Origin of the sequence: Janibacter cremeus (assembly GCF_029395675.1) — a bacterium.
GTDB lineage: Bacteria > Actinomycetota > Actinomycetes > Actinomycetales > Dermatophilaceae > Janibacter > Janibacter cremeus_A.
In genome coordinates this window covers 874,351-891,450 of the sequence record NZ_CP115184.1, presented here as the reverse complement: position 1 = coordinate 891,450, position 17,100 = coordinate 874,351, and the positions used below count along the sequence as shown (strand labels likewise).

At 71.5% G+C, this 17,100-nt stretch carries 14 protein-coding genes; 4 read left to right on the top strand and 10 right to left on the bottom strand.

Features of this window, described 5'->3' with window-relative positions; all coding sequences use genetic code 11:
• Positions 1-62 precede the first annotated feature (62 nt).
• Positions 63-1,517, bottom strand: coding sequence for a GntP family permease (locus O9K63_RS04060; RefSeq protein WP_277240789.1), 1,455 nt, complete (start codon positions 1,515-1,517; stop codon positions 63-65).
• Positions 1,518-1,697: 180 nt separating this feature from the next.
• Between O9K63_RS04060 and O9K63_RS04055 the strand changes: the two genes are divergently transcribed.
• On the top strand, positions 1,698-2,507 hold the full coding sequence (locus O9K63_RS04055; protein ID WP_277240787.1) for a 3-hydroxybutyrate dehydrogenase: 810 nt from the start codon (positions 1,698-1,700) through the stop codon (positions 2,505-2,507).
• Between the two features lie 23 nt (positions 2,508-2,530).
• Entirely contained in the window at positions 2,531-4,393 is a 1,863-nt protein-coding gene (locus tag O9K63_RS04050; RefSeq protein ID WP_277240785.1) for a helix-turn-helix domain-containing protein, read from the top strand.
• A gap of 107 nt (positions 4,394-4,500) precedes the next feature.
• On the opposite strand, the gene dxs is transcribed toward O9K63_RS04050, so the two are convergent.
• The 5 genes from dxs to O9K63_RS04025 form a co-directional block, all read right to left on the bottom strand.
• Positions 4,501-6,363 (bottom strand): 1-deoxy-D-xylulose-5-phosphate synthase, encoded by a 1,863-nt coding sequence (dxs, locus tag O9K63_RS04045; protein WP_277240783.1) that lies wholly within the window; start codon positions 6,361-6,363, stop codon positions 4,501-4,503.
• Between the two features lie 91 nt (positions 6,364-6,454).
• Positions 6,455-6,895: a hypothetical protein gene (locus O9K63_RS04040; RefSeq protein WP_277240781.1), complete on the bottom strand. Its 441-nt coding sequence runs from the start codon at positions 6,893-6,895 to the stop codon at positions 6,455-6,457.
• A 198-nt stretch (positions 6,896-7,093) separates the two neighbouring features.
• Positions 7,094-9,895 carry an aconitate hydratase AcnA gene (acnA, locus tag O9K63_RS04035; protein ID WP_277240779.1) on the bottom strand — a complete coding sequence of 934 codons (2,802 nt, stop codon included), beginning with the start codon at positions 9,893-9,895 and terminating at the stop codon, positions 7,094-7,096.
• Between the two features lie 84 nt (positions 9,896-9,979).
• Entirely contained in the window at positions 9,980-11,344 is a 1,365-nt protein-coding gene (locus O9K63_RS04030; protein WP_277240777.1) for a class I SAM-dependent RNA methyltransferase, read from the bottom strand.
• Positions 11,341-13,347, bottom strand: coding sequence for an APC family permease (locus tag O9K63_RS04025; protein ID WP_277240775.1), 2,007 nt, complete (start codon positions 13,345-13,347; stop codon positions 11,341-11,343). The genes O9K63_RS04030 and O9K63_RS04025 overlap by 4 nt, the downstream gene beginning before the upstream one ends.
• Before the next feature lie 44 nt (positions 13,348-13,391).
• On the opposite strand from O9K63_RS04025, the gene O9K63_RS04020 reads away from it, so the two are divergent.
• Entirely contained in the window at positions 13,392-14,057 is a 666-nt protein-coding gene (locus O9K63_RS04020; RefSeq protein ID WP_277240772.1) for a potassium channel family protein, read from the top strand.
• A gap of 2 nt (positions 14,058-14,059) precedes the next feature.
• A complete protein-coding gene (locus O9K63_RS04015) occupies positions 14,060-14,746 on the top strand; it encodes a potassium channel family protein (RefSeq protein ID WP_277240770.1) in 687 nt (228 codons plus the stop codon).
• 12 nt (positions 14,747-14,758) lie between these two features.
• Here O9K63_RS04015 and O9K63_RS04010 read toward each other — a convergent pair whose 3' ends face one another.
• From O9K63_RS04010 to dut, 4 genes are read right to left on the bottom strand one after another with little or no spacing between them, the layout of a single operon-like run.
• Positions 14,759-15,493, bottom strand: coding sequence for a DUF3159 domain-containing protein (locus tag O9K63_RS04010; RefSeq protein WP_277240769.1), 735 nt, complete (start codon positions 15,491-15,493; stop codon positions 14,759-14,761).
• Entirely contained in the window at positions 15,486-15,845 is a 360-nt protein-coding gene (locus tag O9K63_RS04005) for an OB-fold nucleic acid binding domain-containing protein (RefSeq protein WP_277240767.1), read from the bottom strand. The genes O9K63_RS04010 and O9K63_RS04005 overlap by 8 nt, the downstream gene beginning before the upstream one ends.
• Positions 15,845-16,618, bottom strand: coding sequence for a DUF3710 domain-containing protein (locus O9K63_RS04000; RefSeq protein ID WP_277240765.1), 774 nt, complete (start codon positions 16,616-16,618; stop codon positions 15,845-15,847). Before O9K63_RS04000 ends, O9K63_RS04005 begins: the two co-directional genes overlap by 1 nt.
• Positions 16,618-17,097: a dUTP diphosphatase gene (gene dut / locus O9K63_RS03995; protein ID WP_277240763.1), complete on the bottom strand. Its 480-nt coding sequence runs from the start codon at positions 17,095-17,097 to the stop codon at positions 16,618-16,620. The genes O9K63_RS04000 and dut overlap by 1 nt, the downstream gene beginning before the upstream one ends.
• Between the last annotated feature and the right edge of the window lie 3 nt (positions 17,098-17,100).

Sequence of the window (17,100 nt, the reverse complement as noted above, 5' to 3'; positions counted from 1 at the left end):
CACGAAGGGAGGGCCCGTCACCGAGTCGGTGACGGGCCCTCCCTTCGTGCGTGGCAACCGGGTCAGAAGCTGCCGAACAGCGTGCCCAGGACGATCACCGCGACGAGGGCGATCACCGGGATCAGCACCGCCACGACACCGATGTCCTTGTAGGACTGGCGGTGGGTGAGCCCGCAGATCCCCAGCAGGGTGATCACGGCACCGTTGTGCGGCAGGGCGTCGAAGCCACCGGAGGCGATCGCCGTGACGCGGTGGACCAGCTCGAGGTCGATGCCCTGCTCGACCGCCATCGTGCGGAACTGGTCGCCGAGGGCCTCGAGCGCGATGCTCATACCGCCGGAGGCCGAGCCGGTGACACCGGCGAGCACGTTGACCGACAGGGCCAGGGAGACCAACGGGTTGCCCGAGACGCCCAGGACCGCCTCCTTGATGGTCGTGAAGGCGGCGAGGGAGGCGATGACCGCTCCGTAGCCGACCTCCGAGGCGGTGTTGAAGATCGGCAGGAGGGAACCCATGGTGCCCTCGTTGACCGTCGCCTTGACGTCCTGGATGCGGCCCCAGTTGGTGCCCAGGTTCAGCACGATCGCCGCGACGAGGGCCACGATGATGCCCCAGATGCCGGCGACCTTGTCGATGCCGACCGAGCCGTAGGCCTCCTGCTGCAGGTACTCGAACTCCATGCTCGGGAAGATCCAGTTGACCAGCGCGTAGTTGAGCCCGATGACGACGACGATCGGCAGGAAGGCGAGCCAGACGGGTACGTGGGGCCGCTCCATGAGGTGGTCGTCCTGGTCGCTGTGCTCGACCCGGGGCTGCTCCTCGGCGGCCTTCTTCCGGCCGAAGCCGGGGAATCCACCACCGGCGATCACCGGCGGCTCGTACCCCTCGCCCGCCGCGATGAGCTTCTTCGCGCGACGGTCGAGCCAGAGGACACCACCGACGAGCATGATCAGGCCGGCGATGGCGCCCAGCCCGGGCGCGGCGAAGGCGTTGGTGCTGAAGAAGGGCGCCGGGATGGCGTTCTGGATGGCCGGGGTGCCCGGCAGCGCCGTCATCGTGAAGGTGAAGGAGCCCAGCGCGATGGTGGCCGGGATGAGCCGCTTGGGCAGGCCGGCCTCCTTGAACAGGGCTGCCGCGATCGGGAAGACGGCGAAGGCGACGACGAAGAGCGAGACACCGCCGTAGGTGAGGATGCCGCAGGCCAGGGTGATGGCGAGGATGGCGCGGCTGGCGCCGATGCGGGTGACGATGAAGTCAGCGATCGCCTTGGCACTGCCGCTGACGTCCATCACCTTGCCGAAGATGGCGCCCAGCAGGAACAGCGGGAAGTACGTGATGGCGTACCCGCCGAGGGCCGGCATGAAGACCTGGGTGTAGGTCGCCAGCATCGGCCCACCGGCCATGAGGGTGGCCAGCAGCGCCAGGATGGGCGCGAGGATCAGCACGTTGATGCCGCGGTAGGCCAGGTACATCAGCAGGCCTAGCGACACGACGATGCCGATGAGTCCGAGGGACATCGGTGTCTCCTAGTCGGGGTCGGGGGCGGATCGTCGTGGGGGTCGACGATCCCGGGGAGCGCCCCCGATCGTGGCACCCGACCAGCACGGAGACCGGTGTGCCGGCGACACACACTCTGCGGGTAATCACGTGGGCACAGCTCATCCGCCGTCCGTGACCGTCCTCATACCTTCGTCACCATGACGATCCAGACCCAGCGCCCCGACGGCGCCTCCGCGCCCCTGTCGACCCTCTCGCCGGACCTGACGGGTCGGCACGTCCTCGTCACCGGCGCCGCGAGCGGGATCGGGGCGGCGTGCGTGGCCGCCTTCGCCGCAGCCGGTGCCCGCGTCACCGCGGCCGACCTCGACGAAGGGGGCCTGGCCCACCTGCTCGAGAGCCACCCGGACGCGCGGATCGGGACCCGGGCCATCGACCTCGCCGACCTCGATGCCCTGGCGGACCTGCCCACGGACGTGGACGTGCTCGTCAACAACGCCGGCATCCAGCACGTCAGCCCGGTGCACGAGTTCCCGCTCGAGCGCTTCGACCTCATCCAGCGGCTGATGCTGCACTCCCCCTTCCGGCTCGTGCGTGCGGTCCTGCCGCACATGTACGAGCAGGGGTGGGGACGGGTCATCAACGTCTCCAGCGTTCACGGGTTGCGGGCCAGCGCCTTCAAGTCCGCCTACGTCACGGCCAAGCACGGGTTGGAGGGCCTGAGCAAGGTGGTGGCCCTCGAGGGGGCGGAGCACGGCGTCACGAGCAACTGCCTCAACCCGGCGTACGTGCGCACGCCGCTGGTGGAGAAGCAGATCGCGGACCAGGCGGCGACGCACGGCATCTCCGAGGACGAGGTCCTCGAGCAGGTCATGCTGGCGCCGGTGGCCCTCAAGCGTCTCGTCGAGGTCGACGAGGTGGCGGCCATGGCACTCTTCCTCTGCACTCCTGCGGCGACCTCCATCACGGGCGCGTCCCTCCCCATGGACTGCGGCTGGACCGCGCACTGACCCCCGTGCCTAGGATCACCCTCATGGCCAGCGAGGACGACCCCCCGATCGACCAGGCGACCGGTCTGCTCGAGCTGCTCGCCTCGGACGCCTCGATCGCCCGACTCGCGGCCGCGCCGGCTCCCGAGGAGATCAAGGACCTCGTCCTGCGCGTCGGGACGGCCCGTGACGAGCACCGTCGCCGGGAGGCGGCGCAGTCCGCGCTGCTGGACATCGCACGGGAGCTGGCCTCGGAGGAGGACCCGGGCACCGTCCTGGAGGCCATCGTCCGACGGGCCCGCACCCTCCTGGGCACGGACCTGGCCTACCTGACCCTCTACGACCCCGCGGCCGGCGACACCTTCATGCGGGTGACCGACGGGTCGGTGTCCGCGGAGTTCCAGTCACTGCGGCTCTCGCTCGGGGACGGTCTCGGGGGCCTGGTCGCCTCCACCCGCAAGCCCTACTGGACGGCCGACTACTCGGCCGACCAGCGCTTCAGCCACACGACCACGATCGACAGTGGTGTCGGTGACGAGGGCATCATCGCCATCTGCGGCACGCCCCTGATCGTGGAGTCGAACTTCGTCGGCGTCCTCTTCGCCGCGAACCGCAGCCCGCGCCCCTTCTCCCGCACCGAGGTCGGCCTCCTCGGCAACCTCGCGGCGCTCGCCGCCGTCGCCATCGTGCAGACCCGGGCGCTCGCCGAGGCGCAGACCGCGCTGGCCGCGCTCTCCGAGGCGCACGAGACGGTGCGGCAGCAGGCACTGGGTGTCGAGCGCGCGGCCGCGGCCCACGACCGCTTCGCCTCGGTGGTGCTCGAGGGCGGTGGCGTCGCGGACGTCACGCGTGCGCTCGTCGAGCTCCTCGGGGGGTGGGCGGTCCTCTTCGACGACGCCGGGGAGCGCCTGAGCTCCTTCGGTCCGGCCCCCACGTCCCGGACGGAGGGTGACGAGCTCCTGGCCCTGCCCGTCGTCGACGAGGCGCGTCACGACCTCGGTCGACTCGTCGAGGACGACGGGGTCCACGCGATCGGGATCATCGCGGCGCGCGAGCAGCTGGGCACCCTCGTGGTCGGCGCCCCACGCACTCTCGAGGACGCCGACCAGCGCACGGTCGAGCGGGCCGCCGTCGTCACCGCCCTCGTCCTCCTCTTCGAGCGGCAGGCGGACGCGGCCCGGCAGAGCGCCCGCAACCGCATCGTCACCGACCTCGTCGGCGCCCGCGGCAGCCACGACGACCGGACCCTCTCCCTGCGTCACGCCGGGCTGGACCCGCGTGGCCCCCTGTGCCTGCTGGTGGCCCGCGGTGGCGACGCGACCCAGCACCGCGCGCTGGCGCTCACCGTGGGTACCGCCCTCGGTGAGGGCACGCTCGTGGGCTCGCACGACGACGAGATCATCGCCCTCGTCCCCGGTGACGACCCGGACGCCCTCGCCCGCTCACTGGTCGCCCGGGTCTCCCGGGGTCCGCGGATCACGGTCGGCGGCAGTGGCCCGATCGGTGACGTCGACGACCTGCCCACGGCCCACGAGGAGGCGGCACGCACCCTCCGGGCGCTCCTCGCCCTCGGCCGGGCGGGCACCGGCGCCGCCGCGACCGAGCTGGGTTTCGCCGGTTTGATCGTCGGCTCCGACCCCGACGTCCGGGACTACGTCCGCACCGTCCTCGGGCCGGTCCTGGACTACGACGCCTCCCGCGGCAGCGACCTCGTCGGTACGCTCGTGGCCTATTTCGCGGCCGGGGCGAGCCCCCGGCACGCGGCCCACGAGCTGCACGTCCACGTCAACACCGTCGCACAGCGACTGGGGCGGGTGGCCGCGCTGCTCGGTGACGACTGGCAGCACCCGGAGCGCGCCCTCGAGCTCCAGCTGGCGCTGCGCCTGCGCCGCTTGCTGGCCACCTGATCCCCCACGCGCCGGGACATGGCGAGGTGCCGGCATCCGCGCCGGGTGTTGGCCACTGCCCATGTCACGGCTGGGCAAAGGGGATCAGCGGGGGCCGGCCCCATCGATCACAGCCGCTCGCGCAACCGCTCGACGATCGGCTCCGGGGTCAGGCCGGCGGCCTCGAGGACCTGCGCCCGCGAGGCGTGCTCGATGAACTCCTTGGGCAGCCCGAAGCGGTGCACCGGCACGGACAGGCCGGCCTCCTCGAGGGCACGGGAGACCTCTGCGCCCACGCCACCGGCGACGTTGTTGTCCTCGATGACCGCGACCCGGCCGGCCCGACGGGCGAGCTCGATGACCCCGTCCGGCACGGGCAGCACCCAGCGGGGGTCGACCACGAGGACGTCGTGGCCCTCGGCCTCGAGCTTCTCCCCGACCGTCGTCGCGGTGGCGGCCATGGAGCCGACGGAGACGATGAGCACCTCGGGGTCCACCTCGGTGTCACCGGCCAGCACGTCCAGGCCCTCGGTGGTCGAGATCGCCTCCAGCGGCTCGGCAACGCTGCCCTTGGGGAAGCGGATGACGGTGGGCCCGTCGTCGATGTCGACCGCCTCGCGCAGGGCACGACGGATCTGCTGCCCGTCCCGGGGCGCTGCCAGGCGCAGGCCGGGCACGATGGAGACGAGGGACATGTCCCACATGCCGTGGTGGCTCGCGCCGTCCGGTCCGGTGACGCCCGAGCGGTCGAGGACGAAGGTCACGCCCGCCCGGTGCATCGCGCAGTCCATGAGCAGCTGGTCGAAGGCGCGGTTGAGGAAGGTGGCGTAGATCGCGACGACCGGGTGCATCCCCGCGAAGGCCAGCCCGGCGGCCATCGTCGTCGCGTGCTGCTCGGCGATGCCCACGTCGATGGTGCGCTCGGGGTAGGCGTCGGCGAAGGGCTTCAGGCCGACCGGCATCATCATCGCCGCCGCGATGGCGACGATGTCCGTGCGCTCCCGACCGAGGTCGAGCATCTCGTCGCTGAACTCGTCGGTCCACGACCGTCCGGCGATCTCCAGGGGCAGACCGGTCTCGGGGTTGATCTTGCCGACCGCGTGGAACTGGTCGGCCACGTCGCCCACGGCGTGGTCGTAACCGCGGCCCTTCTGCGTGATGACGTGGACGATGACCGGCCCGCCGAAGGCGCGGGCCCGGCGCAGCGCCTGCTCCACGGCGGCCTCGTCGTGGCCGTCGACGGGGCCGACGTACTTGATCCCCAGGTCCTCGAACATGCCCTGCGGCGCCCAGAAGTCCTTGGCGCCCTTCTTCATCGAGTGGAATGCCTGGTAGGCGGTCCGGCCGACGACGGGGGTCCTGTGCAGCGTCTCCTTGCCCCAGTCGAGCACCTGCTCGTACTGGCGGTGGGTCCGCAGCATCGCCAGGTGGTCGGCCAGTCCGCCGATCGTCGGGGCGTAGGAGCGCTCGTTGTCGTTGACGACGATGACGAGCGGCAGGTCCTTGTTGGCGGCGATGTTGTTCAGCGCCTCCCAGGCCATGCCGCCGGTCAGCGCACCGTCACCGATGACCGCGACGGCGTGCCTGTCCTCGCCACGCAGGTGGTATCCCCGGGCGATGCCCTCGGCCCACGAGAGGGAGGTCGAGGCGTGGCTGTTCTCCACGACGTCGTGCTCGGACTCGGAGCGCTTCGGGTAGCCGGAGAGCCCACCTCGGGTGCGCAACCCGCTGAAGTCCTGCCGTCCGGTCAGGAGCTTGTGCACGTAGGACTGGTGCCCGGTGTCGAAGACGACGGTGTCGCTCGGCGAGTCGAAGACCCGGTGGATGGCCAGGGTCAGCTCGACGACGCCGAGGTTGGGTCCGAGGTGCCCCCCGCTGCGCGAGACCTGCTCGACGAGGAAGGCCCGGATCTCCTCGGCGAGGACGCCGAGCTGCTCGGCAGGGACCCGCTTGAGGTCGGCGGGAGAGGTGATCGTCTGCAGGACTGCCACGCTGGCTTCCTTCCTGTGGGGACCGCTCGAGTCTACGTCTCCCCGGCGCCGGGACGTGCCCGGGGAGCGGCACAGGTGCTCGCGCGGGCGCTCACAGGCGCTCGATGAAGACATTGCCGTCGAGCACCTCCCGGATCAGGGCGATCCCCCGCTGGGCAGCACGCAGGCGCAGCCCCTCGTGCTCCAGGCAGACGAGGAGGGCCTGGGTGGTGCCGGCCGGCAGCGCCTCCCCCAGGTCGACCCGGGCGCACCGGTAGGCCTGCCGCATCGCCTCGACCTGCGCCGCGACGTGCTGGTCGGCCAACCAGGCCAGGGCGACGGGATGGCGCCGCAGCACCGCGTGGCCGCGGTACTCGGGCGGACAGAGGTCGAGCAGCCACGACACCGCGGCCTGCTCCCACCCGCGCGCCCCCGGCGGCGGCACCCGGTCCGGCCAGCCGGGCGGTCCCCCCTTCGCCCGGGCCGCGGTGTGCGCCCCCGGCGACCCCGGCGCAGCCGTGCGCACCGGCGGCCCACCACCCTGTTCGAACATGCGTTCGAGTCTACGCGCAGGGGGGGACATCCTGAACCCGGCGCCCTCCGAGGTGAGTGGTCCGGCCTGAGGGGAATGTGGCCCGACTCAGGGTCCGAGGAACGAGGATCCCAAGGGCCATATCCCCTCGGCCGGACCACGGAAGGGACGAGAAGGGGCGCCCACCGAATCGGTGGACGCCCCCTTCGTCAGGCCAGATCAGGCAGCGAGCGAACGCAGCACGTACTGCAGGATGCCGCCGTTGCGGTAGTAGCCCGCCTCGCCGGGGGTGTCGATGCGCACGACCGCGTCGAAGGTGACGGTCTCGCCACCCTCCTTCGTCGCGGTGACCGTGACGGTCTTCGGGGCCGGGCCGTCGTTGAGGGCCGTGATGCCGGAGATGTCGAAGGACTCCGTGCCGTCCAGGCCGAGCGACTCCGCCGTCTGCCCCTCGGGGAACTGCAGCGGGATGACGCCCATGCCGATGAGGTTCGAGCGGTGGATCCGCTCGAAGGACTCGGCGATGACCGCCTTGACGCCCAGCAGGCTGGTGCCCTTGGCCGCCCAGTCGCGCGAGGAGCCGGAGCCGTACTCCTTGCCGGCCAGGACGACGAGCGGGACACCGGCCTCGAGGTAGGCCTCGCTGGCCTCGAAGATCGTCGTCTGCTCCCCACCCTCGAGGAAGTTGCGGGTGAAGCCACCCTCGACGCCGTCCAGCAGCAGGTTCTTCAGCCGGATGTTGGCGAAGGTGCCGCGGACCATGACCTCGTGGTTGCCGCGACGCGAGCCGTAGGAGTTGAAGTCCTTGCGGTCGACACCGTGCTCGGTGAGGTACACACCGGCCGGGCTGTCGGCCTTGATCGCACCGGCCGGGCTGATGTGGTCGGTGGTGACCGAGTCCCCGAGCAGCGCGAGCACGCGGGCGCCGGAGATGTCCTCGACGGTGTCGAGCTCCTGGGTCATCCCGTCGAAGAACGTGGGCTTGCGCACGTACGTGGAGTCCTCGGCCCACTCGAAGGTATTCCCCTCCGGCGTGTCGAGCGAGGTCCAGCGCTCGTCCCCGGCGAAGACGTCGGCGTACTTCTCGGTGAACATCTCCTGGCTGACCGCGGCGTCGATCGTGCTCTGCACGTCGGCCGGGTTGGGCCAGAGGTCCTCGAGGTAGACGTCCTTGCCCTCCTTGTCCTGCCCCAGCGGCTCGGACGCGAAGTCGAAGTCCATCGTGCCGGCGAGCGCGTAGGCGATGACCAGCGGCGGGGAGGCCAGGTAGTTCATCTTCACGTCGGGGTTGATGCGCCCCTCGAAGTTGCGGTTGCCGGAGAGGACCGAGGTGACCGCCAGGTCGTTGGCGTTCACGGCCTCGGAGACCTCCGGGATGATCGGCCCGGAGTTGCCGATGCAGGTCGTGCAGCCGTAGCCGACGAGGTGGTACCCGAGCTTCTCGAGGTAGGGCCACATGCCGGCCTTCTCGTAGTACTCGGTGACGACCTTGGAGCCGGGCGCCATGGAGGTCTTGACCCAGGGCTTGACCTGCAGGCCGCGCTCGACCGCGTTCTTCGCCAGCATCGCGGCGGCCATCATCACCGACGGGTTCGAGGTGTTGGTGCAGCTGGTGATCGAGGCGATGACGACGTGCCCGTGGTCGATGTCGACCTGCGTCCCGTCCAGGGTCACCGCGGCCGGGTTGCTGGCGCGGTCACCGTTGGCCCGCATCGCGGAGTGCTCCGGACGGCCGGCCCCCTCGGACAGCTCGTGGGCGTCGTGGCTCGGCGAGTCGGACGCCGGGAAGGTGTCCTGCAGCTCATCGTCGACCGAGCTCTTGGTGATGCCGTGGCCGTCGACGACGTAGTTCTTCAGGTCGCCGCGGAACTGCTGCTTGGCCTCGGAGACGGAGATGCGGTCCTGCGGACGCTTCGGGCCGGCGATGGAGGGCACGACCGTGGACAGGTCGAGCTCGAGCTTCTCGGAGAAGCGCGGCTCGACGGCCGGGTCGAGCCACATGCCCTGCTCCTTGGCGTAGGCCTCGACGAGGGCGACCTGCTCCTCGGGGCGACCGGTGAGGCGCAGGTACTCCAGCGTGATGTCGTCGATGGGGAACATCGCGGCGGTCGAGCCGAACTCGGGGCTCATGTTGCCGATGGTGGCGCGGTTGGCCAGCGGCACCTGCGCGACGCCCTCGCCGTAGAACTCGACGAACTTGCCGACGACGCCGTGCTCGCGCAGCATCTCGGTGATCGTCAGCACGACGTCCGTGGCGGTCGCGCCGGCCGGGATGGCCCCGGTCAGCTTGAAGCCGACGACGCGCGGGATGAGCATCGAGACCGGCTGGCCGAGCATCGCGGCCTCGGCCTCGATGCCGCCGACGCCCCAGCCCAGGACACCCAGGCCGTTCTCCATCGTGGTGTGGCTGTCGGTGCCGACACAGGTGTCGGGGTAGGCGACCCCGTCGCGGGTCATGGTCACGCGGGCCAGGTGCTCGATGTTGACCTGGTGGACGATGCCGGTGCCCGGGGGAACGACCTTGAAGTCGTCGAAGGCCGTCTGGCCCCAGCGCAGGAACTGGTAGCGCTCGTTGTTGCGCTGGTACTCGAAGTCGACGTTGTGCGCGAAGGACTCGCTCGTGCCGAACTCGTCGATCTGCACCGAGTGGTCGATGACCAGCTCGGCGGGTGCCAGCGGGTTGATCTTCTCCGGGTCGCCGCCGAGCTCGGCGACGGCCTCGCGCATGGTGGCGAGGTCGACGATGCAGGGCACGCCGGTGAAGTCCTGCATGATCACGCGAGCCGGCGTGAACTGGATCTCCGTGCTCGGCTCGGCGGTCTCGTCCCAGGAACCGAGGGCGTTGATGTGGTCCGCGGTGACGTTCTCACCGTCCTCGGTGCGCAGCTGGTTCTCCAGCAGCACCTTGAGGCTGTACGGGAGGTTCTCGGAACCCTCGACCGCGTCGATCCGGTAGAACTCGTAGGACGAGTCACCGACGGTGAGCTGGTCCTTCGCGTTGAAGGTGTTCGCACTGGCCACAGTCGACTCCTTGGTGTAGGTATCTTGACGTCAAGATAAATCTATCACAGCCACCTCGGCCCGGCGCGAGGGCCCGGCGGAGGGTCACTGCTGCCCACTCTCCCGCACATCCGGCGCCACGTCACGGGTGGGCGGCGCATCCGGCCCGGCGGGCTCGAAGACGGCGATGCACTCCACGTGGTGGGTCATCGGGAAGGCGTCGAGGGCCCGCAGGCCCGTCAGCGCGTACCCGCGGTCGGCGAGGTAGGACGTGTCGCGGGCCAGGGCCGCCGGGTCGCAGGCGACGTAGACCATGCGTCGGGGACGAAGGGAGGTGAGCGCCTCCACGACCCCCTTGCCCGCACCGGTGCGCGGCGGGTCGAGCACGACGACGTCCGCGCTCGGCGGCAGGAGGTCGGAGCGTGCCGGGGCACGCCGACGGGTGCGGCCCCGCGCTCCCTTCGGCCCCTTGCGCGGCACCCCGAGGAGGTCATCGACCCGACCGGGCACGACGAGCGACCACGGGCGGTCGGCGAGGTTGTCGCGCAGGTGCTCGACGGCCCGGCGGTCGGACTCGACCGCGACGAGCTGGCCGGACTCGCCCGTCGCCGCGGCGAGCGGCACGGAGAACAGCCCGACACCGCAGTACAGATCGAGCACCCGCTCCCCCGGTGCGACGCGGGCCGCGGCGAGCACGGCCTCGACGAAGGCCCGCGGAGCATCGCGGTGGACCTGCCAGAACCCGCGGGCGTCCACGCCCATGGCCATCGGTCCGCTCGGGACGGGGACGACCTCGGTGATCGGGATGGCCGGTGGCGTCGCCCCCACGGGCACCTCGACGACCACCGTGTCGTCCTCGCCCGAAGGCACGACGACGTCGAGCGCGGCGATCCCGTCCAGGCTGTGCGGCGTGTCCACGACCTCGGCGCGCGCGTCCGCGAGGGCGGCGTCGACCTCGGGCACGGCGATCGGGCACCCGGGCACGGGCTCGATCTCGTGGCTGCGGTGGCGCCGGAGGCCGATCGTCGGGCCGTCCACGGCGAACTCCACCCGGGTGCGGTACCCGAGTCCGTCGGCGTCGCCGAGGGCCTCGACGGTGAGGTCGCGGTCGATGCCGGCGAGGCGGTGGAGCTGCTCGGCGACGACCTGCCCCTTCAGCTCGCGCTGGTGGGCGGTGGCCACGTGCTGGAAGTCGCAGCCGCCGCACCCGCCGGGGCCGGAGACGGGACAGCGCGAGGGCACCCGGTGCGGCGAGGCCTCGAGGACGTCGACGGCGTCCGCCCGCAGGAAGCGGTCGCCGGGGCCACCCTCGGTGATCCTCGCCCGCACCCGCTCGCCGGGAACGGTGTGTCGTACGAAGAGCACCCGTCCCTCGTACCGGGCGACGCAGTGGCCGCCGTGGGCGATCGGACCCACCTCGACGTCGACCACGTCACCGGTCGTCAGCTCGTCAGCAGCCACGGTGCTCATGCTCCTCCACGTCTCACGTCACCGGCCGCCGGCCGGTCCAGCTTCTCCTCGGCTCCCTCGGAGCTGGCCAGCTGCCAGGGCACCGAGGAGACCATGACACCCGGGGTGAAGATCAACCGGCTGCGCAGGCGCAGCGCCGACTGGTTGTGCAGGAGCTGCTCCCACCAGTGGCCGAGCACGTACTGCGGGATGTAGACCACGACCAGGTCGCGCGGGTTGCCGGTGCGGATCGACTTCACGTGCTCCACGACGGGCCGGGTGACGTCGCGGTAGGGCGAGTCGAGAGCCGTGAGCGGGACCGGTATCCCCCGGCGGTACCACTCGCTCTGGAGGGCCGCGGTGGCCTCGGCCTCGACGTCGACCGTGACCGCCTCCAGGCTGGAGGGGCGGGTGGCCTTCGCGTAGGCCATCGCGCGCAGCGCGGGCTTGTTGATCCTGCTCACGAGCACGATGGCGTGCACCCGCGACGGGAGCAGCTGCTGGGAGGTGTCCTCCTCGGCGACGGACAGCTCCTGGCGCACCCTCTGGTAGTGGCGCTGGATCGATCGCATGAGGAGGTAGAACGCGGCCATGGCGGCGATGGCGAAACCCGCCCCCTCCGCGAACTTCGTCACCAGGACGACGAGTAGCACGACCCCCGACAGGGCGGCACCGACGACGTTCAGCGCCCGACGACGCAGCATCTGCCGTCGCGACCGCTTGTCCTTCTCCACCGCGAGGTGGCGGTTCCAGTGCCGGACCATCCCGGTCTGGCTCACCGTGAAGGAGACGAAGACCCCGACGATGTACAGCTGGATCAGGCGCGTGACGCTGGCGTCGTAGACGGTGATCAGCAGGGCGGCCGCCCCCGCGAGCAGCAGGATGCCGTTGGAGAAGGCCAGCCGGTCACCGCGGGTGTGCAGCTGGCTCGGCAGGTACCCGTCCCGGGCGAGGATCGACCCGAGGACGGGGAAGCCGTTGAAGGCGGTGTTGGCAGCGAGCACGAGGATCAGCCCGGTGACGACCGCCACGAGGAAGACCCCGGCCGGGAAGCCCTCGAACACCGCCTTCGAGACCTGGCCCATGAGGGTGTGCTGCACGTAGTCCTCACCGACCGGCTCGCCGTCGCGCAGCAGCTGCGTCGCCGGGTCCTCGGCGATCTGGACACCGGTCCAGCGGGCCAGGGCGATCATCGCGACGAAGAGCGTGACGGCGATCGCACCCATGAGCACCAGCGTCGCGGCGGCGTTGCGGCTCTTCGGCGTCCGGAAGGCCGGCACGCCGTTGCTGATCGCCTGCACACCGGTCAGTGCCGCACACCCCGAGGAGAAGGCCCGCAGGACGAGGAAGGCCATCGCGAGGGTGCCCAGCTGCTCGTAGCCCGGCTCGGGCGCGAGCGTCAGGCCGGCGCTCTCGGCCTGCGGCAGCGTCCCCGTGGTGCGTCGCACGATGGCGACCAGGGCCATCCCGAGCACGGTGAGCATGAAGAGGTAGGTGGGGACGGCGAAGGTCCGTCCCGACTCGCGCACCCCACGCAGGTTGACCGCGGTGAGTGCGGCGATGAGGACGAGACCGGCGATCACCTCGTGCCCCTCGAGGAACCCGAAGGCGGCCGCGGCGTTCTGCACCCCCGACGAGATCGACACCGCGACCGTGAGCACGTAGTCCACGATGAGCGCACTGGCGACGGTCAGGCCGGCGCGGGGGCCCAGGTTCGTGCTGGCGATCTCGTAGTCGCCGCCCCCGGAGTGGTAGGCGTGCACGTTCTGCCGGTAGCTGGCGATCACGACCACCATGACCGCGACGACGGCCAGGGCGACCGGCCACGACCGGGTCACCGCGAGCGCGCCCCCGGCCAGGCCCAGGGTCAGCAGGATCTCGTCCGGTGCGTAGGCGACGGAGCTCAGCGTGTCGCTGGCGAAGACCGGCAGGGCGATGCGCTTCGGGAGGAGCGTCTCGCCCAGCCGGTCGCTGCGTTTGGCGCGACCGAGGACCACGCGCTTGAGAAGTTGTCCTGAAGACACCCGGCGAGTGTAGGCCGCGGGCGCCCGGCGAGTAACGTCGTCGTGTGCACTTCGTGATCATGGGCTGTGGCCGGGTCGGCGCATCGTTGGCGCGTTCCCTGGAAGGGATGGGCCACGACGTCGCCGTCGTCGACCAGAACCCCGCGTCCTTCCAGCGCCTCGGCAGCGACTTCACCGGCCGGCGCGTCGCCGGCGTGGGCTTCGACCGCGACACCCTGCTCAAGGCGGGGATCGAGGACGCCCACGCGCTCGCGGCCGTCTCCAGCGGCGACAACTCCAACATCCTCGCCGCACGCGTCGCCCGCGAGACCTTCGGCGTCCAGCACGTCGTCGCCCGCATCTACGACCCGGATCGGGCGCAGGTCTACCAGCGCCTCGGGATCCCGACGGTCGCCACCGTCCGGTGGACGGCCGACCAGATGCTGCGGCGCCTCCTGCCCCAGGGGCTCGCCAGCGAGATGGCCGACGCGTCCGGGAAGATCGTCATCGCCGAGATGGCGGTGGACGAGAGCTGGGTGGGGGTGTCCCTGACCCGGGTCGAGGAGCTGACCGGGGCCCGGGTTGCCTACGTGACCCGGCTGGGCGAGGGCATGCTCCCCGGCCGGCAGACGGTCCACCAGGAGGGCGACCTGCTCCACCTCGTCATCGAGCGTCCCCGTCTCGACGAGGTGGAGCGGATCCTCGACGACCCACCCCCGAGGGAGAGCTGAGCATGCGCGTCATCATCGTCGGAGCCGGGTCCGTGGGGACCTCCATCGGCCAGGAGCTGCTGGACAACGAGCACGAGGTGCTCTTCATCGACAAGGCGACGACGGAGGAGCGGATGTCCCGGCTCCCCCGGGCCGGCTGGCTCGCCGGCGATGCCTGCGAGATCGCCACGCTGCAGGAGGCCGCGCTGCAGACGGGCGACGTCGTCGTGGCCGCGACCGGTGACGACAAGGCCAACCTCGTCGTCTCCCTGCTGGCCAAGACCGAGTTCGGCATCCCGCGCACCGTCGCCCGGGTGAACAACCCGAAGAACGAGTGGATGTTCGACGAGTCGTGGGGAGTGGACGTCGCGGTGTCCACGCCCCGCCAGATGACCGCACTCGTCGAGGAGGCCGTCAGCGTGGGCGACCTCGTGCGCATCTTCGACTTCCAGCAGGGCAGTGCCTCGATGGCGGGCATCACCCTCCCCCCGGACAACCCCAACGTCGGCCGTCGCGTCGGGGACATCGACTTCCCCCAGGACACCCTGCTCGTCGGGATCATCCGCGACGCCCGGCCGATCGGTCCGGGCCCCGACGACGCCCTCGAGGCGCACGACGAGCTCCTCTTCCTCACCACGACGGAGGCGGAGCCCCACCTCGAGGCGATGATGCGCCCCGGCCAGCCCGCCCGCCACCACGGCGGCGAGTGAGGGCGAAGGGGGTCACTCCCCCGAGGCGGCCGGCCGCTGCTCGAGGTCGCTCGGGTGGACCAGCTCGTCGTCCGGATCGATCGGCGTGCTCCCCTTGAGCAGCATCGCGCCCATGACCGCGACCGCCCCGGCCCACAAGGGCCAGCCGAGCACGACCTTGGTGATCGTCAGCCCGGCGACGTGGTCGGCCAGGTAGAGCGGCCCCATGACGCCGACGCGGATGACGTAGACGCCGACCAGGACGAGGGTCAGACGGGTGCACACGGCCACCGCCGCGGGGTTGCGACGCCAGCGGAACCAGTCCCCCTCGGCGACGGCGTCCTGGTCGACCGCACCGAGCATCAGGCCCACGAGCGGCCAGCGCACGAGGACCGACACGACCGAGGCGACCAGGTAGGCCAGCGAGGTGAGGATGCCCGGCAGGAAGGCGTCCTCCGCCTGACCCGTCCGCAGGGCGAAGAAGGCGGCGAGCGCGGTCGCGAGGACCGAGGTCAGGACGAACTGCAGGGTCTGCCGCTGCACGAGGCGCGCGAGCGCCAGCACGACCGTCACCGCGACGGCCGCGCCGAGGGACAGGGTCCGGTCCTTCGTCGCCGCCCACACGATGACGAAGGCGAGCATCGGGGTGGTCGTCTCGAGGGACCCGCGCACACCGCCGAGGGCCTCGCCGAGCCGGTGCCGGATCAGCGCCTCGACCGTGGGGGGCCGGACGGGCTCCGTCGTCGACGGACGGGCGCTCTCACCCACGGGGGGTCAGCTCGTAGGACGGGTTGTAGATGGTCGCCACCCCGTCCGGGCGGCACAGCAACCCGCACACCTTGACGTAGGCGCCGGGCTCGATGCCGGCGATGCGCCGTCGGCCGAGCCAGACCAGCTGGACGCTCAGCGAGCCGTCGTAGAGCGTGGCCACGAGCGCCGGGACGGTCGCACGCGGTCGCAGGGTCACGGCCACGATCGTGCCGGCGACGGTGACGACCTCGCGGTTCGTGTCCGGGGAGATCGGGTGGCACCCGTGCGCCATTGCCGCCTCGCGCAGCTCCCCCGCGGCGACGTCGTCGTCGGAGCGACCGAGGTCGACCAGTCGTCGCAGGATGGCCATCAGCGCACCTCGGTGATCTCGGGGCCTCGCTCGAAGGGCTTGAGGTCCTCACCCGCGGGGGTGCCGTCCTCGTCGAGCTCCACCGGGCCCTGCGTGGCGCTCTCGGGCATCGTCAGCGGCAGCATCTCGCGGGGGGCGCGGGGCTCGTCGCCGCGGGTGACGACGATCGAGCGCACGCACTCGTCGAAGGCCGCCCGGGCGGACTCGTCGACCGCCGGGGCGCCGGAGTAGACCGCACGCAGGAACCAGCGGGGTCCGTCGACACCGGCGAAGACGGCGGGGGCGAAGACGGTGCGGCCCTGCGGTCCGGGCTGGGCCAGGCGGGTGCGCAGCTCGGTGCCGAAGGTGCCCTCGGCCTCCTCGACGGTGCCGCCGTTGCCGGCGATCATCTCGGAGATCTCGCTGCGGATCTCGTCCCAGATCCCGCTCGAGCGGGGCGCGGCGAAGACCTGCACCTGGACGGCGCCGTCGTCGTTGCCCATCTGCAGGCCGGAGACGTCGTTGGTCTTGGCGTCGAGCTCCAGCCGCAGCTCCATGCCCGGCGCGGGGCGGGCGTGCACCGATCCCAGGTCGACCAGCGACCCGAGGTCCTCGACGTCGGCGCTGTCCCGCGGACCCCCGTCCGGGCTTCCCGCGGGCGACGTCCCGGCGATGGTCTCGGCAGGGTCACCGGCGGCAGGCTCCGTCCCGGACCCGGCCGGCTGCGGCGCGTCCCTCTCCGGGGCCGCGTCCGCCGCCTCCTCGGAGCCCTGCTTCTTCTTCCGCCCGAACATCAGCATCGTCCTGTCGTCGACACGGGGCCGAAGCCCCCGGTGGATCCATGTCCAGTGTCACCCCGGTCACTCGGTGGAAGCGAATCCACGGGGAGGAACTCCCCTTCGCCCACCTCCTGCAGCACGAGCTGCGCGATCCGGTCCCCGACGCGGACCGTGAAGGACGCCTGCGGGTCGAGGTTGACGAGGTTCACCAGGACCTCACCCCGGTATCCCGAGTCGACGGTCCCCGGCGCGTTGACGACCGAGATGCCGTGCCGGGCCGCGAGGCCGGAGCGCGGGTGGACCAGTCCGACCCAGCCGCGGGGCAGCGCGAGGCTGACGCCGGTGGGCACGAGGGCCCGCTCTCCCGGGGCGAGGACGACCTCGGCGACCGAGGTCAGGTCGGCGCCGGCGTCGCCCTCCCTGGCGTACGTGGGCACCACTGCGTCCCGGTGCACGAGGTGCACCGGGATACGCGGCCGAGGAGTGTCAGGCACCGG